Raw genomic sequence first — 24,275 nt, 5'->3', positions numbered from 1 at the left:
GAACCATTATTTTTTAAAAACACATCTGACAGAAAACAGATGTGTTTTTAATCATTTGTTTAGCTCTTTAGCCGTTTGCAATGTTATAGTGAAAAACATACTTACATACGATAGAAAAGAATTAAAAAGGGTATAAGTAATAATATTACTCTTTCTACAAAGAACTTTACAGCACGAAAGGAGAGGGTGTTTATTTTTTCATATTGGTTTAGTCGCTTAGTCGCTGCAGATCCTGGACGAAAAAGGCTCAAAACAGCTTCTAAAGCTACAATCAGTGTCATTACAGCGGTCGTTATTATGCTGATTGTATTAAAAGCAGCGGGAAGCTCTCAAATTACCGCTGCTATTTTATCCGGCGTAATCGGCCTGATGGGTATATTGGTTGTAAATGATGAAACAACAAAAGCAAAAAAAGTGACAACCGTCTTAGTAGCACTTTCTAGCGCCGTTTCTCTTGGAATTGGCTCGTTTTTATCACGATATGGACAAGCAGAAAATGTTTTTCTCGTTCTATTGGTGTTTTTGTCTTTTTATTTACAGAAATTTGGTATTCGCTACTTCTCTCTGTCGATGGTAGCATTTATGTCGTTTTATTTTGCTTCTATTTTACACGTTACATTTTCTCAGCTGCCGTGGCTGTTAGCTGGCGTTATAGTAGGAGCCTGCTGTGCATTTATCTATAATTTTGTTATTTTTAAAGACCGGCCTTCCAACGTGCTAAGGTCTTCAATGAAATCCTTTCATATTCAAGTAAATTTGGTGCTTGATTTAATTATTGAGTTAATTCAAAAGAAACAAATTGAACCAGCTCAAATCAAACAGTATAACCGCAATATTAAAAAACTAGCGGAGTATGCCCGTGTAGCATCAGAAGAGCTTGGAAATACAGATCCTCACGACATATGGCCTGGCGTAACAGCTGAGCAAATGCGCCTTTATGTATTTGATACAGTGATGCTGCTGCAGACATATTCTCCGGCGATCCGAAAACTCAGTGAATTAAAGGCATTTAATCATTTTGATATTCAGCAGGTGCTGTTAAAGCTAGTGGAATCGATTCGCGAAGCAGAGGTATTAAATGAAAATCCTACTCATTCTTTAACGGATGCAGCTCAGCATTTGCAAGAGCTGCGCCAAAAATTAAGCGAACTCGAACCTCAAGACGAAAGGTATAAAGACTGGCTTTACTTAATACGCCGTATCGAAACGATATCAAATCATGTCATTGATGAAGCGTATGAGCTGCAGCAAGCAATTGTGAAACAAGAAAAACAGCCTCAAAAAGAAGCGGAAGAACAAGAAGACGAAGAGGATAATGATGAAGAAAAAGGATTAAAACCGTCTACGAAAAAGTCTATTCAAGCGGTCATCACTGCTGTTGCGACATTAATATTTGGCTCGTTTTTATCTCCATCGCATCAATATTGGGCGCTCTTAGCAGGCTATTTAGTGCTTCTCGGTACAGAAACGATAGGAAGTACGTTTGTAAAAGCCGTGCAGCGAAGCGTAGGCACGCTTTTAGGAGCAGCTGTCGGCTTTGTTGTTGCAAGCTACGTTTCCCCTGGAATACTTGAAGTAACGCTGCTTTTTATCTGTGTGTTTATGGCTTTTTATTTCTTTCCCATTACGTATTCGTTTATGAGTTTTTGGATTACGATGATGCTGGCCTTTATGTATGACATGCTTCTTGGCGGAATTTCAGAGAGTTTATTGCTGGCCCGCGTGTTAGATACGGTCGTAGGAGTTGGAATTGGCTTAGCCGTATCTGCTCTTGTGTTTCCTAAAAGAACAAGAGATAAAATAACCGACACTTCAGTAGAATACGTAGCGGCTTTAAAAGAATTTGTTCATACTTATTTACATCGTTTTACGAATCAGTACGCATTTGCCAATTTAGCTGATAAAGGAATGGAATTAGAAAAAAAGCTAAAACAGCTTCATGTCGATTCAGATCCTATTATCAAAGGTTTCGTTGGCCGTTCACGTCTTCAGCAATTTTTAACTGTTTTTACCGCTATTAATTATTACGCTAAGCATTTGGTGGCATCTTCTACTAGAAACGAAGCTTTTTATAAGGAAGCAGAATTTCATGACGTAGTAAAGGAAGTGGAAGAGAAAGTGGCAAGCAACTTCACTCAGCTTGAAAAAGCATTACGAGGAGAAAGAGGAACGTATGTATACACGCTTGAAGATGTAAGACAAAAGATTGAACAATCTTTAGATTATTTTGATACGTCCGTTCAATCAAGAAACTTACAGCATCTGCAGCTGCTGCATAACATTTATTACGTATGGAAAATCAATCAATCGGTTGTTCACTTAGCCAAAGAGCTAGGAGCAGAAGAAATAAGCAATGAAGAATAAAAAACCAGCGAATACTTCGCTGGTTTTTAGTCTGATGAATAAGGAGACGTATCTTTTCTAATCGTTCTCCACGTTGTTTTAAGACCTGCATAGCTTCCAATTGCGGCGTATCCATAAAAATATCCCATAAACAATCCGGCAATAATATGATGAGGGTGACTGATCAATACTGAAAAAAGCACGCCGACAGCTAAAGCGATAGTCGGAACAAATTGCTTTTTAGGATGAAAAAGCCATTTGATCAGCTGCGTCACGATTAATACGACAGGAACACCAATGACTGCGTCCCAAAAATTTGTATGAATTGTAGGGAAATCCATGTTCAAGCACCTCGTTAAATGTGTTGGATGTAAGATTATCTATGCTGTTTTACCTAAGAACACTTCAATTAGAGTTATGAGGGGCTCCAGGTGGATAATAATAAGGCGGAATTTTGAGCCATCCTTTTTGCTGCATTAGAATTTTTATTTTTGATCCTAATATGACCTTTTCAGTGTGGAATTTAAGCCACATTAATCCAATATCGGTTCTAATAGATTGTCCCATATTCGTGCTGCACATGACGATATTAGAGGCAATTTTTATAGATATTAAGTTAGCGATTTCAGAATCCGTGGCTTTTGCTCCTAATGGAATACTGTTAGGGTCGGATTTCGGTTTGGTAGCCGGTATTTCAGGAAGGGGAATTCCTTCTTTAATCATTAATTTTTTTAGTGTATCAATCTGAGATTCAGCCAGGTTTTTTGAGTCTTGAGCAAGCTTAAGCAGTTCACTGTTGGTTGTTGTATTAAGACAAGTTTCTAAGGCAGGTATTTCTTCCGCTAAAGCAGTAAAATACAGCCAGCATCCCATAGTCTCACCGATATGTGGGCGAGGGGGCGGATCATCTGTAGAAGAGTTCTTTATATAATCAAGTAGTGTCTCAATGACGTTAATCATAACTTTTCACCCTTTATATAGTTTATGCATCTTCATTATTACCTTCAGCAGAAAAGGATAAACACAGCTAAGAAATGTTACATATAAAATTGATTATGATGAGTGGAAGAAAAAGCATCCCATTCAGCAATTTATAATAGTGATGGTACAAACATCTAAAGGTATAAAAATTGTTGAAATGCTTAATAAATAGGTTGGTGCTAGAAGATAAAGTCAATAGAAAAAAATCTCCTTGCTCATCAAGGAGACTTTTTATCTTGAGTATTATACAGTTTTTCTCCGATACTCTCTCCATAAAGAAGTTAGCTCTTCTGACCAATATTTATAATCAAATACCGTTATATTTTTACTGGGCATAAAAACGTTTAACAGCCAATTAACCCTTAATTTGTCTCTGACGCCTATCGTTTTATCATTTTTACAGCAGCCTTCATCACAAGGTTTATCGTGTATCTTGTAAGGAATATTTTTAACGACTAATCCATTTTTCACACGCTTTGTGTACTCAATTCCTATAATCAAATATATCACTCCTCACAGTAACTCTTATCTTCATAATAATATGTAGGGATGACTTCTTTAATGAAAGGGGAAAAAGGGCAGAAGACAAAAATAAAAAAGCCCTGCTGTAGGGCTTTTAGATTAAGCAACTTTTGATGCAACCACGATTACTTTGCCGTGATCTAATTCTTCTTCATAGCGTTCAGCTTCCGGCTGTGATAGGCCTAATGAACGCATTTTGGCACGAAGCTCGTCTCCTCGAGAACGAAATACATTCGCAATCGCATCAAAAACACCTTGTTCAGAAAGGCCGATATTGTTTGTATTTGTTGCAGCTGTTAAATCCTCGGAGCGATCTTGATGGTGTGCAAGTAAATAAACTTCGTCTTTTGTAAATCCTTCACGCAAAAATTGTTCGATTGTATCTTTTGCCTGTACGCCATTTTCAACTACTTTTACATTTACCATTTCAAAAAACCTCCTTGTATGATAGACAACTTTCTAGAATATGTTTAGTAATGAAGAGAAGTTTAAGTAACTTATCCTCTTGCTTTGTGTATACACGTTATTGGAAGAGATAAAACCTATTTCATAAAATTGAGTTAAAAAGTCTAACATAGGAGAAGAGGAAACAGCGCGGTTATCTTTGAGGAGAATCTGGCGGACAATAAGCAGAAGAAGGCTTTAGCCAGCCTTTTTCCTGCATCTTTTTTTTGACCTTTTAAGGTACAGTACAAACTGCAAAAAGCCTAGATCTTAAACAGCTAAGATCCAGGCTTTTTGCATACATAAAAATAGAGAAATTTAAGATGAAAGACGTTCTTTTTGTTTTTCATAAACAGAAGTAGACTCGTTCCATGTATATCGACCATCTTGTAATTGAATGGTTGCGCTGAATGGACAGTCTATTGACGTTTCTGCGTCATCTAAACTACTTTCAAGTAAACGTTTTTTAAATCGAAGCAAATCTTCTTTTGAAGCAACTCGAAAAACCATTTCTAACGTAAGATCATCGTCCATCGCATTGTGTAATTGACTAATACTTTTGCGGAATTCTTTATTATATTGAAGCATAATTTGAATATCTGCTACGCAAGCAACACCAAACACATCTTTCACAACAGACTCAACCGTTAACTGAGTTGTGGAAGCATATGTTGAGATATTACGCTGTGGATTTTCTAAATAATAAATCGTTTCTACAGGATGTCTCGTGATAAGCACCTCTTTCCTATTCTTAAGTATACAGGAAAAAAGAATGGAATGGGGAAAGATTTTTAGGAAAGGAGTCCTGACATACATAAAAAGATTGTTTGTGATAGGAAAGAGAGTTATAAGTTGATGGCTTTTCGCTTATCATTTTTGCTATATCCTTAAATCAACGAATTCTGTGCAACTTCCTCTAAGATTTGATAAAATAAAATCCTACGTCTCAATTCCTTCTAATGAATCCCTCAACTACTATTTCTACTTATTTTAAAGGAGGACGCTATTTTGCAGTTTGAACAAGCTTTAACACATTTACAGTCCTATTTTGGTTATGATTCGTTTCGAAAAGGACAGGAAGAGTCGATTCGTTATGTTTTAGAAGGGCACAATACCGCTTGTATTATGCCAACAGGAGGAGGGAAATCACTTTGTTATCAAATTCCTTCATTATTATTAGAAGGTACAACACTGGTGATTTCTCCGTTGATTTCCTTGATGAAAGACCAAGTGGACACGCTGAATGCAGCTGGTATTCCGGCCACGTATATTAACAGCTCGCTGACTCACACGGAGGTACAGCAGCGCTTAGAAGAAGTAGCGCTTGGTGAATATAAGTTACTTTATGTAGCGCCGGAACGACTGGAGTCTCCGCAGTTTTTAGAACAGCTTCAAATGCTTCCTATCCCGCTTGTAGCGGTAGATGAAGCGCACTGTATTTCACAGTGGGGGCATGATTTCAGACCAAGTTATTTGCGTATCAATGAACTCATCAGCAAGCTGTCTAATGCGCCGATTGTGATGGGGTTGACGGCTACTGCGACGCCTCAAGTGCGTGAAGATATTTGCAGAGCTCTTCATATTAACGAAGAGTACACGGTGATGACTGGGTTTGAACGTGAAAATTTATCGTTCGCTGTTGTGAAAGGTCAGGATCGAATCAGTTATATCGATCAGTATATCCGTAAAAATGACCAAGAAGCAGGCATCATTTATGCCGCTACGCGTAAAGATGTTGAAGAGCTTCACGCTAGATTGCAAAAATCAGGAGTTAACGTATCAAAATACCATGCTGGTATGAACGCAAGCAGCCGTGATGAAGAGCAGAACCGCTTTCTTCAAGATGATGTTCAGGTAATGATAGCCACGTCTGCCTTCGGAATGGGAATCGATAAATCGAATATTCGCTTTGTTCTTCACTATCAGCTTCCAAAAAATATGGAAAGCTATTATCAAGAGGCAGGACGTGCTGGTCGTGACGGACTTCCAAGTGAGTGTATCGTACTTTATTCACCTCAAGATATTCGCGTGCAGCGCTTTTTGATTGAACAGTCAACGTCGAATCCTAAAAAGCAGATTCAAGATCTTGAAAAGCTGCAAAATATGGTGAACTACTGTCATACAGAAGGCTGTTTGCAAGCGTATATTCTTCATTATTTTGGAGAAAGTGAAGCACATGAGTGCGGCCGCTGTAGCAACTGTACGGATGATCGCGTGGAAATAGACGTAACGGTCGATACGCAAAAAGTGTTATCTTGTATGATTCGTATGGGCGAACGTTTCGGTAAAATGATGATTGCTCAAGTGTTAACGGGTTCTCGAAATAAAAAAGTAGTTGATTTTGGTTTTGATAAACTGAAAACGTACGGCGTCATGAGCGACCGGTCGGCTAAAGAAGTGAGCGATTTTATCGAGTATTTGATTTCAGAGCAGTTTATTTTAGTAGGACAAGGGTCATTTCCTACTTTATCCGTAGCGTCCAAAGGAAAAGGGGTGCTTCTTGGTACGGAAAAAGTGATGAGGAAAGAACAAATGGAAGTGAAGCAAATTGTCCAAGATGACGAACTGTTTGCTCATTTGCGCTCCGTTCGAAAGCAGCTAGCAGATGAAGCGGGCGTGCCTCCTTTTGTTATTTTCTCAGACGACACTCTTCATGATATGTGTACAAAACTTCCGGTAACTCTTGAACAGTTCGCCACTGTAAAAGGAGTTGGAGAACAAAAACAAGAGCGATACGGAGAACGATTCACGACTGAAATCAAACAGTTTTGTGAAGAACATCCAGACCGAAAGCGAGAAGTTTCAGCGCCTGCTCCAAAAAAAGCAAGAGCTTCATCAAAAGAAGGCTCTCACTTAATGACGTATGAGCTATTTCAGCAAGGAAAATCTTTAGACGAAATTGCTGAAGAACGTGAGTTGAGCCGCATTACCATTGAAAACCATTTGTTTAAATGCGCGGAAGAAGAAAAAGAAATCGACTGGACGCCTTTTCTTTCGGATGAAGACGAACAGCAAATTTTACAAGCTGCTTCGTCAGTAGGCGATGAAAAGTTAAAGCCAATCAAAGAAGAATTACCTGAAAACATCACTTATTTTATGATAAAAGTAGCACTGTTTAAACAAAAAATGAAGCAGCTATCGTAAACAAAAAGCTCCTATTAAAGGAGCTTTTTGTGTTGAATAAGCGAGTTTACTGATAAAATAATAGATATAAATGTTAGAAAAATCAGATTACATAAAAAGGAGGAGTGAAGGGGAATGATTGAACGAGAGCTTGAAGCGATTTTGCATGCTTCTCACGACAATATCGTGATCACTGATGAAAAAGGACTTGTTTTACGAGCAAGTCAAAACTGCCGTGATATATATGGATACGATGTGTCAGAGTTGGTCGGTCAAACCGTCTACGAACTGCAAAAACGCGGGATCTTTTCACCTTCCGTTACGATTGAAGTGTTAAAGAAAAAGAAAGAAGTACAGCTGATGCAACAAACAGAAACGGGTAAAGTTGTAATGGCAACCGGTATTCCCGTGTATGATGAACATCAGTGTATGAAAAGAGTCATCAGCTTTTCGCATGATTTAACAGAGCTTCAGCGCTTAAAAGAAGATTATCAGCAGCTCGAAGTGAAAATGAAAACATATCAGCTCGAAATGGAAGAACTCCGGGAACAGCAGTCGAATGATATGGTCATACGAAGTGAATCGATGAAAAAGGTATGGTCGATTATTAATCGCGTGGCAGACAGCGATGCAACGGTTGTGCTGCTAGGTGAATCGGGTGTTGGTAAAACGGCTTTTGCTCGTGCTTTACACTGTGGAAGTGAACGAAAAGAAGAGCCGTTTATTGAAATTAACTGCGGAGCCATTCCAGCTAGTTTGTTCGAATCTGAAATGTTTGGATACGAAGCAGGCTCTTTTACAGGTGCCAGTACAAAAGGGAAAATAGGAAAGTTTGAATTAGCTCATAACGGTACGCTTTTTTTAGATGAAATAGGAGAGCTTCCCCTTGATATGCAAGTAAAGCTGTTAAAAGTGCTGCAAGAAAAAACAGTCACCAAAATTGGAAGTGAACGAGCCAAACACGCAAACTTTAGGCTGATTGTAGCCACAAATCAGCGGCTTGAAGAAATGGTCAAAAAAGGAACGTTTCGCGAAGATTTATTTTATCGTTTACACGTTATTCCGATTACCATTCCTCCGCTTCGAGAGCGAAAAGAAGACATTGCGGCACTGCTTTATCACGTGTTACATAAGCAAAATGAAAAATATAGCATGAAGAAATTTTTTCACGCAGAAGCATTAAATCTGCTTCTTGAACATCAGTGGCCTGGAAATGTGCGCGAACTTGAAAATACAATTGAACGCCTTGTGTTAACAACGGATGAAAACAGCATCTCGTCTCAAGACCTCCCGTTTTATTCAGAAAATAGCAGCAGTGAAAAAGAAGAATGGGAGTCTCTTGACACGTTAACCTCTCAGGGAATGACGCTTCAGCAAGCACTTGCAGAAGTGGAGAAAAACTGGCTGATTCGCGCTTATCGTCAGTGTCAAACAACGTATGAAATGGCAAATATATTAGGAATCAGCCAGCCTACGGTCGTAAGACGTTTACGAAAGTACAATATAAAATAATGAGATTTTAATTCAAAATGAATTAGCTGATTCAATACTGAATCAGTTTTTTTGTTTTGATTCTATTATGAATTAAAAATCGTCCATAATTGCGCGGAATAAGATAATAAAAATTGGCATGCATTTTGCATTAATAAAAAGTATCTAAATAAAAAGCGTCAGTATTTAAAAATGATGCGGCGCTGATGAATGAAACCCACTAGGAGGAATAAATCATGCCAAAATATCAGCCGAAAAATTCATTTGAATCTCCGCGTTTTTGCGGACCACGTACATTTATGAGACTTCCGTATGTAGAACAAGTAAATTCAGAGATGGATTTTATTGTCACAGGTATTCCATTTGATTCAGGTCAATCTTTTCGAACAGGAGCACGTTTTGGGCCGGAAGCTATTCGAGATTTCTCCATTTTGCTTCGTCCGTATAACCCAGAACAAAAGATTAATATTTTTGACTACATTTCAGGCGTGGACTACGGTGATTTGTCAGTTGTTCCCGGATATATTTTAGAAACGTATAAAAAAATTGAAGAAGGGTTAACGCCGGTTGTGAATGAAGGAATTATTCCTATTTCACTAGGCGGTGATCATTCGATGACCCTTGGTGAACTTCGTGCGATTGCAAAAAAACACGGACCGGTAGCGCTTATACAGTTTGATGCTCATTCGGATACGTGGGATAGTTATTTTGAACAAAAATACAATCACGGTACGGTATTCAGACGAGCAATTGAAGAAGGGTTAATCGACGTATCGCGTTCGATTCAAATTGGTATGCGAGGCGGTCTGTACGGCATTGAAGATTTAGAAGACGCAAAAAATCTAGGTTTAGCTTTGTATACGACAAATGAATATAAAAAAATGGGCGTTGAAAGAATGCTAGACATTATTCATGAGCGTGTAGGGGAAGGACCCGTATTTTTATCGTTTGACATTGATTTTTTAGATCCAGTTTACGCGCCGGGAACAGGAACGCCTGAAGTCTCAGGTGCAAGTATTGACGATGCGCTTCAATTCGTTCGAGGCTTAACAAATATTGATTTTGTCGGTTTTGATTTAGTAGAAGTACTGCCAGCTTATGATCATGGCCAAATTACAGCAGCGGCGGCCGCTAATATTGTCTATGAATTTATCACCCTTATTGCGTTAAGAAAAAAAGCAAAAGAAGAAGAAGAAACGCTGTTAGTAAAAGCACGCGACTGAATATAAGCAAGACGGTAAAAGTGGGAAGGTACTATTATCTTCCCATTTTTATATAAGAGTTCTCTATGAGGGGTGTTTGACTATGAAAGGGCAAGTAAATGTAAAAATAGATAAGAAACAAGCAAAACCATGTAAAAGAGAAATAATCAACCCAGCGACCAATAAGATTATAGCGGAAGTGTTTGACTCGTCGCTTCAACAAGTAGAGGAAGCGGTAGGTAAAGCAAAGCAGGCTTTTGAACAAAGTGAATGGAAGAAAAATAAATCACTGCGTGTAGCGGTGCTTACGAAACTAGCAGACTTATTAGAAAAAGAAGCGAGTATATTCGCTGAAACAGAAACATTAAATACTGGCAAACCGATAAAAGAAGCGCAGTTAGATATTGAAGATACAATTAATTGTTTAAGATATTACGCAAATTTAATAGAAGAAAATCAGCCGTGGACAAAGAACATGTTCGACGACACAAACAGTAAAATCATTCAAGAACCTATTGGCGTATGTGCGCTAATCGTTCCTTGGAATTTCCCTTTGCTGCTTGGCATGTGGAAGCTGGCTCCTGCATTAGCAGCTGGAAATACGGTGGTGTTTAAGCCGTCAGAATTAACGCCGCTTTCTTTTTTAAAGTTAGCTTCACTATGTAAAAAAGCTGGTATACCAGAAGGCGTGTTTAATTTACTTACAGGAGACGGTGAAGTGGGAAGTGCCCTTGTTGAACACAAAGACGTAGCCAAAGTCTCTTTTACAGGAGGATCAGAAACAGGCAAACGTATTTATCAGCAGTGCACAAAAGAGATTAAAAGAGTTTCGCTTGAACTGGGAGGGAAATCTCCGCTTCTTATTTTTGAAGATAGCGAAATTGATGTTGCAGTAGACTGGACAATGTTTGGCTCATTTTTTAACCAAGGACAAGTGTGTGTAGCTTCATCGCGTATACTCGTACATGAGTCTATTTATAAGCCGTTTCTTTCTGCTCTTACGGAGGCTGTTGCTGCTATAAAAATTGGTAATCCGTTAAGAGAAGAAACGGAGATGGGTCCGGTTATTAGCAAGGAGCATCTGAATAAAATACAGAGTTTTATTAAGCTAGGTCAAGAAGAAGGTGCGAATTTATTAACAGGAGGAACGTTAATTGACTGCGAAGGTGGAAACTATATAACGCCAGCGGTGCTCGTTGACGTGGAGCAGCATATGAAAGTCGTCCAAGAAGAAATATTTGGTCCCGTCATTACCGTTCAATCTTTTTCAAGTGAAGAAGAAGCCATAGCACTTGCCAACGGCACGAGATTTGGTTTAGCTGCAGGGGTTTTAACGAATGATTTAATGAAAGCAGAGCGAGTTGCTGAACAGCTTCAAGCGGGAACGATTTGGATCAACGGCTACCATACGCCTCATATTGAAACGGCGTGGGGCGGTTTTAAAGAAAGCGGCATTGGCCGGGAGTTAGGCCCATCAGGATTAGCTGCTTTTACTGAAATAAAACATGTGAATACAAATTCCAAGCTAGCTCGAGCCAATTGGTATCAATAAAAGTGAAAGGTGGAAAAGGGATGACAACAAAAAGTGGTCTCGCCCATGATGATGTGCAGCCGATTGCAATGAATAAAAGAAGTATGGGCTTCTTCTCTACATTTTCCATGTGGATAGGAGCCAATGTGGTAGTAACGACCGTTTTTACCGGAATGCTGTTTGTACCCGATATGACCTTTTTAAAGGCATTATTTGTGATTGTGCTTGGCTCTTTAGTTGGTGCTATGCCGCTCGTGCTGATGGGGAATATCGGAACTCGAACCGGTCTTCCAACCATGGTTTTGATGAGACCTGCTTTTGGGCAAAGAGGAGCTATGCTTCCTGCTGCTGTTAATCTTATTACATTAATAGGATGGGCATGGATTCAAGCCTACATGGCAGGGCTAAGTTTAAATCATGCCGTCACCTTTTTGACCGGTTACAGCAACATCAATCTATTTACAATTCTTACTCAAGTACTAGTAGTAGCTATTTCTATATACGGACACAAAGGCATTGAAGCAACGGAAAAATTAGTAGCTACGCTTATGGTCATTTTAGCAACCGTTGTGTTTAGCTATTTGTTTATCGAATTTGATGCAGCAAAATTAATTCAAATGAAAGCAAGTGAAAACCCTGGTATTACAGGAATGTTAGCTTTTGATATTGTAGTAGCTACAGCTTTTACGTGGATTCCTATTGTTTGCGATTATAACCGAAACTGTAAATCTGAAAAAACGGGAATTGCGGGAACGTATTTAGGCTATAACGTTGCGACTTTGATTGCGATGGGATTAGGCGCAACGGTTTCCGGCTTTTCCATTCTCGGAAATATGACGCAAACGTATGACCCGGTAAATTTAATTGGCGCATATAGCCCGCTGTTGGGATTAGTAGCAGCCATCGTCATTTTTTTATCGGTGTTGTCAACCAACGTAATGGTACTGTATAGCGCAACAATGTCTTATTTGTCTATTTTTCCAAAGCAGAGGTTCTGGATACCGGCACTAACCATGGGAGTTGTCACAGTCCTAGGTTCTTTATTAAAAGAGTGGTTAATGACAAATTTTCAAAGCTTTTTGCTTATGATCGGCGTCTTATTTATTCCTATTATTGCGATTGTTCTTGTTGATTACTATATCATTCGCCGAAAACACTATGACATTTCAGCTATTCTAGATAAGGAAAATAAAATATATTGGTATACAAAAGGATTTAACCTTCATGTGTATCTATCATACGTAGTGGGGGCTATATTTGCCTATTATTTTACGTACGTTCACCCGCTAGCCACAGGAGCAACAATCTTAGCTTTTTTATTTACAGGTGTTTTACACGTATCGTTCACCAAGCTTTCACAGCTCTCCATCACTTACTCAAAGGGAATCGACAAAAATGCTTGATAGATATTTAAAAAAGACTGAATTATCTAAAATATATTGAAAGCTCCTGTTTAAAGGAGCTTTTTGTCTTGAAAATAGGTGAGAAATAAGCAAAAGCATGGGGAAGAGAAGTTCTTAATCCAGCCTCAAATAAAGTAATAACAATGTATTTGATTCTATAAGGGGTCTTTCCTATAATAAATGTAGGAAAACTTTCAAAAGGAGAATTTTATGCTCGAATTAGAGGCTATTCAAAGCAGGGCCATTGAAAAAACTAAGCATACATTGCTACAGGATATAAAAAGCGTATTAGGTGAACAAGACGAATGTCCGGATTTAGAGACGTATTTAACAGACAGGCACTCTTTTATTAAAAAAGCCTGGGGGACTGCGTGGAGAAAAATAGTTGTTTCTTCTGTATCTAAGAAAAACAGAAGATCGTATTTAACAGAAAGAGGCTTTGAGATAAAAGGATATAAACCTCAAGCTATCGATAAGTTATTTGCTAAAGAAACGAGAAAAGGTATAGAATTTGATGCTTTTTCTTGGTTAGAAAAGCAGTACGGAAAGGGCAATAAAGCAGAGTGGCTATCTCTATACGGAGAAGCAAGAGTTGAATTTGCCAAAAAAGAAGAAGAAAGAAAAGAGAAAGAAAGACAGCAAAGTATTAATGATCGAAAAGCCAGATATCAATTACAGTTAAATTTAGAAACAGCTCCTATTTTGGAAGTAAACAAAGAGCTGTATTACCTACATATAAGAGAACAGCTTTCACATCAGCTATCAAAAGACATTGAAACAAACTCAAAGTATATTGAAAACTATGCGCCGCATACTGAGCTTGAAGATGAATTAATAGAAAACGGTGATTTAACACGTCATGATTATGAAACGGTTCATGACTTTTTTCAAGAGCTCACCGGGAACGTAAGCTCAGAATTAGACAGATATTCAACGATTATCTTGTTTGAAACGTATGAAGATGTATACGAGGTATTTATCACCGATAAAATTTATGAAATCATTCCAACTATGATTATGGATGACCTTCCTGCTTCATTTAAAGAAGAGTATAAATCTTATACAAATGATTCGGTAACACGAATGGATATTATAAAAGCACTCAGAAGTGATTTATCGGATTTGGTCTATGAATATAAAAGAATGCTTGTAGAAGAAAAGCTTTCCGATGTACTAGAAGTTTCAGATCACAATTTAACAATCGAAGAACATCAAGAGAGATACACACAGCAGCTGGAAGAAAGACGATTACAACAAGAACGTGAACGTGAAGAAAAGAAAAAGCTGATTGAAGAAGAACAGCGACAGTTAAATTATATTTTTGGTGCCGAATACGAAATGGATCCAAGAAAAGAAACGGAATACATTCTTCATCTCGGTGATACAAACACAGGAAAAACGTATACAGCATTAAAGTCATTAAAGAAAGCTGCTTCGGGTAGTTACTTAGCGCCGCTTCGCCTGTTAGCTTTAGAAGTCTTTGAAAAGCTGAACAAAGACGGAGTTGCTTGTTCGTTAAAAACAGGTGAAGAAGAAAAGATTGTTGAAGACGCTCAGCATATGGCCGGCACCGTAGAAATGTTTAGCGAATTAGAACATGGCGATGTAACGGTAATTGATGAAGCACAGATGATTCAAGACCGAGATCGGGGGTTTTCATGGTATAAAGCCATCACCCGAGCTAATGCCAAACAAGTTCATGTGATCGGGAGTTTAAGCATTCGAAGTATGTTAGAAGAGATGTTAGACGGTGTGATCTCAGAAATTCATGAGTACGAAAGAGATATACCTTTAAAAGTAGATCTTCGAAATTTCAAAATTGAACAAGTGAAACCCGCAGATGCTTTAATTGTTTTCTCACGTAAAAAAGTACTCCAGACAGCGGCTAAGCTAGAAAAAGATGGTCATAAAGTTAGCGTGATTTATGGAAGTATGCCGCCTGAAACAAGAAGAAAACAAATTGAGCAGTTCATTAATAGAGAAACAAATGTCATTGTGTCTACAGATGCGATCGGAATGGGGTTAAACCTTCCAATTAGACGAATTGTCCTTTTAGAAAACATGAAATTTGATGGGCAAAAACGGAGGTTGTTGACTTCTCAAGAGTTAAAGCAAATTGCAGGTCGTGCTGGAAGAAAGGGTCTCTATAATGTGGGAGAAGTTGCATTCGCTAAAGAAGCAAAGCAAATGAGAGAACTGTTATTTTCAACAGACGAGCAAATCAGCAAATTTTCAATTGCGCCTACTTCAGATATGCTAAGAAGATTTAAAGAATATCATCATGACCTCGGAACGTTTTTTGACATGTGGGCTAAATTTAAAAATCCAAAAGGTACACAAAAATCAAACCTGGCACAAGAACGTGAGCTTTATGAGGAAGTGAAAGACACGCTGATTGAAGCGAAAATGCCCATTGTTGATTTATATGGTTACTTGCAGCTGCCGTTTTCAGCAAAAGAAAGCTCTTTGAAAAAGCAGTGGGTGGCTAGCATGAATGCAATTGTTAACAGAGCAGAATTACCTGAACCAAGGATAATAGAAGGTTCACTCGAAAAATTAGAGCTGTCTTATAAAGCGATTGGCCTGCATCTTTTATTTCTATATCGAATGGATAGAAGACCCGAAGCTATTTACTGGGAGCGTGTCCGAGAAGAGCTTACAAACAAAATACATGACGTATTAAGAAAAGATATGAAAAAATTTAAAAGAACGTGCAGTGCGTGTTCTAAAGACCTTCCTTGGAATCATGATCATGCGATATGCGATTCGTGTTTTCATAAAAGATTTCGCAGAAGACACGGGGACGACGATTTTAATTACTAAGATGTAGTGATAAAAAAAGAGGCTTGTATGAACGTATGTTAGTTAAAGGAAGATCCGAACGAGTTCGATTCTCGGTTGAGAATCCAATTCGTTCGGCTTTTTTTATTGTGAAGGTAGCTTTCATGTGTTTCGTTCCTTCTAGCAGTTGATTGGAGGGCAAGGCAAAGACTCCTGCGGGAGAAGCGGAACAGGTGAGACCCCGCAGGATCGTAAGCGACGAGGAGGCTCAGCGGCCGCCCGCGGAAAGCGACGTCTTGCACGGAAATCAGCTGCGGGGTCACAAGCTGTTCAGCTCGTGTATCCCATTTGTGCTTCTTTAGATGGCATTGATGTAGTTATGTCTCAATCTCATTTTTCATACAGGCTTTTAATCTTTTTCCTATGAATTTCCGTGTCAAAGCAGATTTTTGTAGAAAAAAGCCGGAAATGTATAAGCGGTCATCTTGTAAAAAGAGCAATAAATTATTATGATATAAGATGGAACTTATATTTTAAAGGATTCCGTGATTTTTTTGTTGGGCGGACGTGTATTGTCTTAGAGTAAGTTTGCTATCATTCATTATGTTAAAAGCAGCACTTTTAAATAGAGATACGGTTCGTAATAGAAGGGAAGAGGATGATGACAAGTCATAACAAAGAAAACAAAGCTGCAGTCGAGCAGTACAGTAAAGGGAAAATTTTGTGGCAATTAACCCGTCCTCATACGTTAACGGCATCGTTTGTACCCGTTTTGATTGGAACAGTTCTAGCTATGTTTTATGGCCATGTGAACGTTTGGATGTTCCTAGCGATGCTTTTTTCATGTTTGTGGATTCAAATTGCGACGAACTTATTTAACGAGTACTATGATTTTAAACGCGGGTTAGACACAGAAGACTCCGTAGGAATTGGAGGAGCCATCGTCAGACACGGAATGAAGCCGAAAACGGTATTAAATTTAGCACTGATTTCTTATGGAATTGCTCTTATTTTAGGCGTATATATATGTGCAAACAGCAGCTGGTGGCTTGCTTTAGTTGGATTAGTCGGTATGGCGATTGGTTATTTGTATACAGGCGGACCGCTTCCGATTGCGTATACGCCGTTTGGAGAGTTATTTTCAGGTCTGTGCATGGGCGCGATGTTCGTGTTGATTTCATTTTTTATTCAAACGAATACCGTAACGTCTGAAAGCATCTTTGTATCACTCCCTATTGCGATTTTAGTAGGCGCGATTAATTTGTCTAACAACATTCGTGATATAGAAGAAGATACAAAAGGGGGACGACGTACGCTAGCTATTTTATTAGGTTCTAAAAATGCGATCAGATTTTTAGCTGCTTTGTTCGGCATTGCGTATATTTGGACCGTTGCATTAGTTGTATTTTTCGATATTAGCCCTTGGATTTTCTTAGTGTTCCTTAGTGCACCTAAGCCCATTCAAGCCGTACAAGCATTTGTACGCGGAGAGCTTATTGCGATGAAAGCAACTGCTCAAACCAATACGTTTTTTGGATTTACTTTATCAATTGGTTTATTAATTGGCTATTTAGTAAGCTGATTGTGTTGAAAAAGCCTGTCTTTTTAAAGACAGGCTTTTTGTTATGCTCCAGTTATTTTTTCTTTTACTGCGTTAATAAATGCGTTCATATTTTCAGAAGATGAAAAGCTGGCTTGAGCTTGTTTTGGTCCGCCGCCGCCTTTTCCATCGTAAAGCGGAAGCAGCTCTTTATAAAGCTCTCCGCATTTTACCTCACTGCCGCTGTGAGCCAGCAAGACTTTTTGATCACTTGAAAAAGCAAAAAGAAGCGTCGTATCAGGCGTTTGAAGCAGCTGCTTTGTCAAAGCTTGCACATCTTTTAATGTACGGTTTTCAAAGTGATGGTACAGAAATGATCCTTCTTTTTTTGCTTCTAATTCATTTGCTAAAAAAGCTGCATTTTCATTTTTTAATTCTTCTAGTTGTTTTTGCAGCTCTTTTTGTTCAGTCTCCAATTTTTTAATTCGTTCTACAACTAATTCACGGCTTGTGCTGAATTTGTTGCTAAGTTCTGCTACGATTTCTTGAGACTGCTGATAATCAGCTAATGCACGCATACCGCATTTAAAAAATAGGCGTGTATTGCCGCGCTGCTTTTCTGTTTTCGTAAGTTTAATAAGGCCAAGCTCTCCAATTTGGTTCACATGAGTACCGCAGCAGGCAGAAACATCAATGCCTTCAATTTCTACGATGCGTACCACTTCGTCTTCTAGCTCGGGCACTTTGCGAAGCGCAAGAGTATGTAAGTCTTCCTTTTTCACTTCGTACGTTTTAATGGGGCGGTTGCTGTAAATAGCGTCGTTTACATTTTTTTCAATGTGTAATAGCTGCTCATGAGATAACTGAGGCACATTTAAATCAATAGAGACAGCGTCGCTTCCTAAATGAAAGCTAACGGTGTGAATATCGTATGTATCGATTAATAGAGCCGAAAGTAAGTGCTGTCCGCTATGCTGCTGCATATGTTCAAAGCGGCGGTGCCAATCAATTTCACACGTGACGTTTGTTTGTGCAGGCAGTGTATCAACGAGATGATAGACTTCTCCATTTTCTTCGTACACATCTTTTACGTCGATTCCGGCAATAGTACCGTAGTCAGAAGGCTGTCCGCCGCCTTCTGGATAAAAAGCGGTTTGTTTTAACGTTAATGCGTAGCCAGTTGAAAGAGCGCGCGTCTCTGTCACTTCTGTTTCCCACGTTTTTATGTAGGGATTGCTATAATAAAGTCTTTCTGTCATGTTCATCATCCTTTCTACTAAAACCATATCTAACTTTTTCTATAGTATCAGAAATATGTTTCTTCGAACATGGATAAGCTAACTTGTAATAATAAAACTGGGTGGGACATATGAAAAATACTGTTTATATTTATACGCGTGACTTAAAAAGGATTTTTACCAATTGGGCGATGATTATCATTGTGCTGACGCTTATGATTCTGCCGTCTTTTTACGCATGGTTTAATATAAAAGCATCTTGGGATCCATACGGGCGGACTGAAGGTATTGCCATTGCAGTAACGAGCGAAGACGAAGGTTCTACGATAAGAGGGCAGCACGTAAACGTGGGAAAAGATATTATTGCAACGTTAAAGAAAAATAAAACGCTTGGATGGACGTTTGTCTCCAAAGAAAAAGCTGATCACGGAGTAAAGCACGGAGACTATTATGCAAGTATTGTTATTCCAAAAGATTTTTCACAAAAGCTTGGTACCGTTCTTCAAGATCGTTTGGAAAAGCCGGTCATTATTTACAAAGTAAACGAAAAAATAAACGCCGTAGCGCCTAAAATTACAAGCAAAGGAGCCAGCAGCTTAACACAACAGATTAGTGAAAAATTCGTCAAAACAGCGAATGGAGCCATTTTTTCTGTTTTTAACGAACTAGGTATTACCCTGCAGCGGGATTTACCGACCATTCAACAAGTTGAACAACGGATTTTTGAGCTTGAAAATCGTCTTCCTGAAATTAAAAAAGTAATTAATGAAGCGAATGACACCACTCAAAAAGCTGGAGCTATTGTATCGAAAGCTCAGGCCGCTCTTCCTGAAGTAGAGAGATTAACAGCTGACAGCGCACAGATGACTCAGCAGCTAAACACTTTTTTAACTAAAAGCGATGAAGTGTTAAAAAACGCTGAGCCAACGATCAGCGAAACGCTGCACCGTGTTCAACAACGAGCTCTCGGAGTTCAAGAATTGAAGAATCAGCTGATGGAAAAAGATATAGCGCCGGCTGAAGTCAGCGCAGCAGCGGAACAGCTAAAAGTGCAGTTAACAAAACAAGTTGCTGACACAGGAGAAATTCTTACGCTTCTTACGGATTTAAATGCGGTGTCTCAAGGGAACGTTCTTTCACCGGTTATTAATCAAATAAAAAGTGTACATACGCTTTTACAGCAGCAGCTGTCGGATGTAAACGACTTGCAGCAGCAAACAAAAAATGGAGATGCACCAGATCCAAGTGTGCTTGAGAAATTCAGTTCTCGCACCGACCAAGCTGTTTCTAAATTAAATACGTTAACGAATTCGTATTCTTCTACGATTGTGCCGGCTATTGAACAAGCTATCAAAGAAGCGAAAGATAAAACAGCAAGCGCAAACGCACTGCTTGATGAAGCCAATAAAAGCATGCCGGATGTTTCGAACGTGCTGTCTAAAACAGCGAGTGGCATTTTGCTCGGACAGCAGGAGCTTGCGAAAATAACAAAAGACTTTCCGCGAATTGAACAAAACGTGCACAATATAGCGGATAAAATACGCGAATTTCAGCGAAAAGAAAACATTGAAGATATTATTAATTTGTTAAAAAACGATGTACAAAAAGAAAGTGATTTTTTTGCTAAGCCGGTTCTTTTAAAAGAAGAAAGACTTTATCCCATTCCGAACTACGGCTCGGCTATGTCGCCGTTTTATACAACGCTTTGCTTGTGGGTCGGAGCTTTGCTGTTAGTTTCAATTTTAAGCGTAGAAGTAGCGGATGAAGAGCGGTTCAAAAGCTATGAAGTCTATCTTGGAAGACTTTTAACGTTTTTGTCTATTGCTCTTGTGCAAGCTTTTATTGTGACGCTAGGCGATTTATTTTTAATCAAAACGTACGTCGTAGACAAAGTGCCTTTTATCTTTTTAGGCTTGCTGTGCAGCTTCGTGTTTATGACGATTGTCTATACGCTTGTAGCGATATTTGGCAATGCAGGAAAAGCGATGGCGATTGTTTTGCTTGTACTTCAGCTTTCCGCTGCAGGCGGTACATTTCCGATTCAAGTCGTGCCTGCTTTTTTCCAAGCACTCAATCCGTTTTTGCCATTTACCTACGCAATAAGCATGATGAGAGAAGTTGTAGGAGGCATGTTAGCGGATATTATAAGAAAAGACGTTACGGTTCTACTTTGCATTTGGCTTGGCGTGCTGCTCGTTGGCATTTTTCTTCACAAGCCTCTTAGTAAAACGAGTGCAAAATTAACAAAAAAAGCGCGTGAAAGTAAATTAATTCATTAAAAAAACGTTTTGGGTTTCCAGACAGAACAAAATGCGGTAGTGTAGATAGAAAGGAGTGATAAGCATGGGTATATTAGATGGACTATTAGGAAATGCATCAGAAGCAGATATAAGAGGAACTGAAAAAGATTTACAAAACATTTTAATTGCCAACGAGCGAGTGGAACAAGCGTATAAAGTCATTCGCGATTTAATGGTGTTTACGACGAAACGTTTAATTATCGTTGATAAACAAGGAGTGACGGGAAAGAAAACAGATTATCATTCCATTCCTTATAAAACGATTACACATTTTAGCGTAGAAACGGCTGGAACGTTCGATTTAGATGCCGAATTAAATATTTGGGTATCTGGTTCTAGCGCGCCAATCTCAAAAGAATTTCGTAAAGATAAAAGCATTTACGACGTGCAAAAAGTATTAGCATCTTATGTATTGAATTAAAAAGTTGAGCCATGAAAAATTGGCTCGACTTTTTTTGTGTGTAAAACAAGAAAGCATAGCAGTCTTGCATACAGTCGTTTGAAAATACTCAGGCTGTTGTCCATTCCTATTTTCACTTTACTCATTACCGAAATGCATGAAAACGATTTACATAATGAATTATACAGAATAAAAAAACCGTGATATGCTTTTTTTAGAGAAAAAAGGAAGTGACCAACTGTGAGTTATACCGTAATTGGAACATCGGCTTTTCGCAAAACAAATGTTGCGCTTTTTGCAGCAGGCTTCAACACATTTTCAATTTTATATTGTACACAGGCCATTTTACCTGAATTTTCTAGAGAATTTGGGATATCTCCGGCGTTTGCGAGTTTATCTCTTTCGTTAACGACCATCACGCTTGCGGTTAGTATGCTTTTTTTAGGTTCTTTGTCGGAAGTGTGGGGACGAAAGAAACTGATGGGCCTATCGTTAATTTTTGCGTCATTGCTATGTATCATGACAGCATTTAGCTCTACCTTTGAAACGCTGTTAGTTTTTCGCGTTATTCAAGGAATCGTGTTAGCAGGGTTGCCTTCTGTGGCCATGGCTTACTTAGGAGAAGAAATTGAACCCGGAAGTTTAGGAAAAGCGATGGGGATTTATATAAGCGGAAACGCCTTTGGAGGCATAGCGGGAAGACTTATGACAGGAGTGCTCACGGAGTATTTTAACTGGTCTGTAGCTCTTGATGTTGTAAGCGCAATCAGCTTATTGGCCACATTTGTTTTTTTTATGAACTTGCCTGATTCACAGAACTTTACTTCTCGGTCATTTGAACTTCGTCAGCTTACCGGCTCTCTTCGCAGTCATCTTCAAGATAAAGGGATGCTTTGTCTTTTTGCTATTGGTTTTGCACTGCTTGGAAGTAATGTAGCTTTATACAATTATATTGGATACGCTTTATCTGCTCCTCCGTATTCTTGGAATCATACTCTTGTAAGTTTTATTTTTATCATTTTCTTTGTAGGAGTATTCAGCTCAGTCTGGATGGGGACGCTGGCGGATTGATACGGTCGGAAAAAGGTGCTGTTATGTACGATTGCTGTTACGCTTATAGGTTCAATCGTTACGCTGCATCCCGTTTTATGGATAAAAATTACCGGGCTTTTGCTGCTGACGTTTGGCTTTTTCGGAAGTCACTCCATCGCCAGCAGCTGGGTAGGAAGAAGAGCAACGCATGACAAAGCGCAGGCTTCGTCTTTATATTTATTTTTTTACTATGCAGGATCGAGCATTGGAGGGACTGCGGCTGGCTTATGCTGGAGCGCGTACGGCTGGAAAGGTGTGATTGCTCTAATTGGTGTGTTTCTTACAACAGCCTTTTTCTTAGCTGTTCGTTTATCAAAAATGCCGGCTCAGCAGACGCACGTTCACTAAGAAAATGTAAAGACATATAGCTATTGATTTAAAAAAAGAGGCCGGTACAAAAGGATTTTAGCCCAAGTGAAAAACGAACCATTGATCAACATGTTTGATTAGTGGTTCGTTTTTTTTGTTATGGTGAACATAGTTTCATCTGTTTCGTTCCTTCTAGCAGCTGATTGGAGGGCAAGACGGAGACTCCTGCGGGAAAGCGGAACAGGTGAGACCCCGCAGAAAGCGAAGTCTTGCACGGAAATCAACTGCGGTGTCGCAAGTAATTTATACTAGCTACTTTAGTCTTTAGATTGAAGTAATTTAGTTATGTCTTAATTTCATTCCCTAGTTTAAAAGCTGAATAAAAAGCTCCGCCACTTTTTTATGAGCGCTGTTAGCAGGATAGATATAAGAAAAACGGCGCTTAAAAGGAGCGGTGTTAACATTGAGAATCGACAGGTGCTTTTGTTCTACATCTTCTTTAATAGCACAAAGCGAGAGTACAGACATTCCTAAATCGTGAACAATCGCTTCTTTAATTCCTTGATTGCTGCTGATCGTTAGCATGCTTTTCATTTTTAAACCGTTGGACATTAGAACGTGATCTAAATATTCTCTTGTTCCAGAGGCTTTTTCACGCGCTACCCACCGCTGATTTTGTAAATCATCAATTTCTACTTTTTTAAGCTGAGCTAAAGGATGATCCACTGACGCAACGATGGCAAGCTCATCGTCCATAAAGGACTGAATATGTAAATCGGACTCTTCCGTGTGACCTTCAATAAGCCCTACATCCACTTTGAAATGACGAACAAGCTGAGCAATTTCTTTTGTATTACCGATCGTCACTTCTACATCAATATCAGGATATTGTTCACGAAGCTTTGCTAAAAAGGAAGGAAGAATATATTCGCCAATTGTAAAGCTGGCGCCAATCGTTAGCATTCCTTTGACACGGTGATGGTGTTCGTAAATATCTCGTTTCGTATGCTCATATATTTGAATCATTTGTTTAGCACGATCGTATAAAATTTCGCCGCTGGGTGTGATTTTTAACATTTTAGGTGAACGCAGGAACAGGGAAGTTTGAAATTCTTTTTCGAGATTTTTGATGTGTACGCTTACGCTTGGCTGTGAAATCATTAATTTTTCCGCAGCTTTTGTAAAGCTTTGCTCTTCTACAACAGAAACAAACGTTTTTAACGCATCATAGTACATAGAGTATGGCTCCTTTTATATTAAAAAAATTAATTATAAACATTATAAAACATTATTATGGTAATAACTAGAGGCACTTGGTTAAGAAAAGTAAAACAAGGTGCTGACTTAAAGGAGTATGTTGGCTTGCAACGAAGGCAGCCTGCGCAATTTGTTTACAGTTATTTTTGTTTCATCTATAAAGCTATTAAACACTTTTTTGTCATCTATTTGTAACAAAAGTAAAAAAAGTACTTGTTTTTTCCAGAAAACATACTATAATATTAACTGTAATGCGATAAGTAATACAGTTAATACACCTAGTACACACATCATGATTTTGGGTAGATGAAGGGAGGC

The 24,275-nt window shown here is 38.7% G+C and carries 18 protein-coding genes and 1 pseudogene; 12 read left to right on the top strand and 7 right to left on the bottom strand.

Features of this window, described 5'->3' with window-relative positions; all coding sequences use genetic code 11:
• The first annotated feature begins 186 nt into the window (after positions 1 to 186).
• Positions 187 to 2,364, top strand: coding sequence for an FUSC family protein (locus ACXAE4_RS16605; protein WP_154988847.1), 2,178 nt, complete (start codon positions 187 to 189; stop codon positions 2,362 to 2,364).
• Between the two features lie 26 nt (positions 2,365 to 2,390).
• On the opposite strand, the gene ACXAE4_RS16600 is transcribed toward ACXAE4_RS16605, so the two are convergent.
• The 5 genes from ACXAE4_RS16600 to ACXAE4_RS16580 form a co-directional block, all read right to left on the bottom strand.
• Positions 2,391 to 2,684 carry a hypothetical protein gene (locus ACXAE4_RS16600; RefSeq protein WP_028413425.1) on the bottom strand — a complete coding sequence of 98 codons (294 nt, stop codon included), beginning with the start codon at positions 2,682 to 2,684 and terminating at the stop codon, positions 2,391 to 2,393.
• Positions 2,685 to 2,748: 64 nt separating this feature from the next.
• A complete protein-coding gene (locus ACXAE4_RS16595) occupies positions 2,749 to 3,303 on the bottom strand; it encodes a DUF3231 family protein (protein WP_033578924.1) in 555 nt (184 codons plus the stop codon).
• A 264-nt stretch (positions 3,304 to 3,567) separates the two neighbouring features.
• Positions 3,568 to 3,834, bottom strand: a complete 267-nt coding sequence (locus tag ACXAE4_RS16590; RefSeq protein ID WP_230683508.1) for a hypothetical protein — start codon at positions 3,832 to 3,834, stop codon at positions 3,568 to 3,570.
• A 111-nt stretch (positions 3,835 to 3,945) separates the two neighbouring features.
• On the bottom strand, positions 3,946 to 4,272 hold the full coding sequence (locus ACXAE4_RS16585) for a YflT domain-containing protein (protein WP_013056955.1): 327 nt from the start codon (positions 4,270 to 4,272) through the stop codon (positions 3,946 to 3,948).
• A 336-nt stretch (positions 4,273 to 4,608) separates the two neighbouring features.
• Positions 4,609 to 5,028 (bottom strand): hypothetical protein, encoded by a 420-nt coding sequence (locus ACXAE4_RS16580; RefSeq protein ID WP_028413423.1) that lies wholly within the window; start codon positions 5,026 to 5,028, stop codon positions 4,609 to 4,611.
• Positions 5,029 to 5,298: 270 nt separating this feature from the next.
• Here ACXAE4_RS16580 and recQ point away from each other — a divergent pair, with 270 nt between their 5' ends.
• The 8 genes from recQ to ACXAE4_RS16540 all read left to right on the top strand — a co-directional run bounded on the left by recQ (position 5,299) and on the right by ACXAE4_RS16540 (position 17,403).
• Positions 5,299 to 7,434 (top strand): DNA helicase RecQ, encoded by a 2,136-nt coding sequence (gene recQ / locus ACXAE4_RS16575; RefSeq protein ID WP_028413422.1) that lies wholly within the window; start codon positions 5,299 to 5,301, stop codon positions 7,432 to 7,434.
• Between the two features lie 114 nt (positions 7,435 to 7,548).
• Complete coding sequence (locus ACXAE4_RS16570) at positions 7,549 to 8,925, top strand: sigma-54 interaction domain-containing protein (protein ID WP_028413421.1); 1,377 nt, start codon at positions 7,549 to 7,551, stop codon at positions 8,923 to 8,925.
• A gap of 215 nt (positions 8,926 to 9,140) precedes the next feature.
• On the top strand, positions 9,141 to 10,127 hold the full coding sequence (gene speB / locus ACXAE4_RS16565; RefSeq protein ID WP_098999309.1) for an agmatinase: 987 nt from the start codon (positions 9,141 to 9,143) through the stop codon (positions 10,125 to 10,127).
• Between the two features lie 82 nt (positions 10,128 to 10,209).
• Positions 10,210 to 11,658 carry an aldehyde dehydrogenase family protein gene (locus tag ACXAE4_RS16560; protein ID WP_475236413.1) on the top strand — a complete coding sequence of 483 codons (1,449 nt, stop codon included), beginning with the start codon at positions 10,210 to 10,212 and terminating at the stop codon, positions 11,656 to 11,658.
• A gap of 20 nt (positions 11,659 to 11,678) precedes the next feature.
• The gene (locus ACXAE4_RS16555) at positions 11,679 to 13,040 is read left to right on the top strand and encodes a purine-cytosine permease family protein (RefSeq protein WP_289578910.1); all 1,362 of its coding nucleotides are present in this window, start codon (positions 11,679 to 11,681) and stop codon (positions 13,038 to 13,040) included.
• A 210-nt stretch (positions 13,041 to 13,250) separates the two neighbouring features.
• Positions 13,251 to 15,863 (top strand): helicase-related protein, encoded by a 2,613-nt coding sequence (locus tag ACXAE4_RS16550; RefSeq protein ID WP_289578911.1) that lies wholly within the window; start codon positions 13,251 to 13,253, stop codon positions 15,861 to 15,863.
• A gap of 145 nt (positions 15,864 to 16,008) precedes the next feature.
• Positions 16,009 to 16,248: a hypothetical protein gene (locus tag ACXAE4_RS16545; RefSeq protein WP_028413416.1), complete on the top strand. Its 240-nt coding sequence runs from the start codon at positions 16,009 to 16,011 to the stop codon at positions 16,246 to 16,248.
• A 234-nt stretch (positions 16,249 to 16,482) separates the two neighbouring features.
• On the top strand, positions 16,483 to 17,403 hold the full coding sequence (locus ACXAE4_RS16540) for a 1,4-dihydroxy-2-naphthoate polyprenyltransferase (RefSeq protein WP_025752322.1): 921 nt from the start codon (positions 16,483 to 16,485) through the stop codon (positions 17,401 to 17,403).
• A 41-nt stretch (positions 17,404 to 17,444) separates the two neighbouring features.
• Here the strand turns inward: ACXAE4_RS16540 and ACXAE4_RS16535 are convergent, their stop codons facing one another.
• Positions 17,445 to 18,620: an alanyl-tRNA editing protein gene (locus tag ACXAE4_RS16535; protein WP_289578912.1), complete on the bottom strand. Its 1,176-nt coding sequence runs from the start codon at positions 18,618 to 18,620 to the stop codon at positions 17,445 to 17,447.
• Positions 18,621 to 18,730: 110 nt separating this feature from the next.
• On the opposite strand from ACXAE4_RS16535, the gene ACXAE4_RS16530 reads away from it, so the two are divergent.
• The 3 genes and pseudogenes from ACXAE4_RS16530 to ACXAE4_RS16520 all read left to right on the top strand — a co-directional run bounded on the left by ACXAE4_RS16530 (position 18,731) and on the right by ACXAE4_RS16520 (position 22,739).
• Positions 18,731 to 20,878, top strand: coding sequence for a YhgE/Pip domain-containing protein (locus tag ACXAE4_RS16530; protein ID WP_289578913.1), 2,148 nt, complete (start codon positions 18,731 to 18,733; stop codon positions 20,876 to 20,878).
• Positions 20,879 to 20,942: 64 nt separating this feature from the next.
• Positions 20,943 to 21,320 carry a PH domain-containing protein gene (locus ACXAE4_RS16525; RefSeq protein ID WP_028413413.1) on the top strand — a complete coding sequence of 126 codons (378 nt, stop codon included), beginning with the start codon at positions 20,943 to 20,945 and terminating at the stop codon, positions 21,318 to 21,320.
• Between the two features lie 219 nt (positions 21,321 to 21,539).
• Positions 21,540 to 22,739: pseudogene (locus tag ACXAE4_RS16520) on the top strand (MFS transporter).
• Between the two features lie 324 nt (positions 22,740 to 23,063).
• Here ACXAE4_RS16520 and ACXAE4_RS16515 read toward each other — a convergent pair.
• Positions 23,064 to 23,936: a LysR family transcriptional regulator gene (locus ACXAE4_RS16515; RefSeq protein WP_475236408.1), complete on the bottom strand. Its 873-nt coding sequence runs from the start codon at positions 23,934 to 23,936 to the stop codon at positions 23,064 to 23,066.
• Between the last annotated feature and the right edge of the window lie 339 nt (positions 23,937 to 24,275).

The sequence above is a fragment of the Priestia sp. ABM2_011 genome, assembly GCF_056158845.1.
Note: the sequence above shows the minus strand (reverse complement) of the source record. Positions and strands in the feature narration are given on the sequence as shown.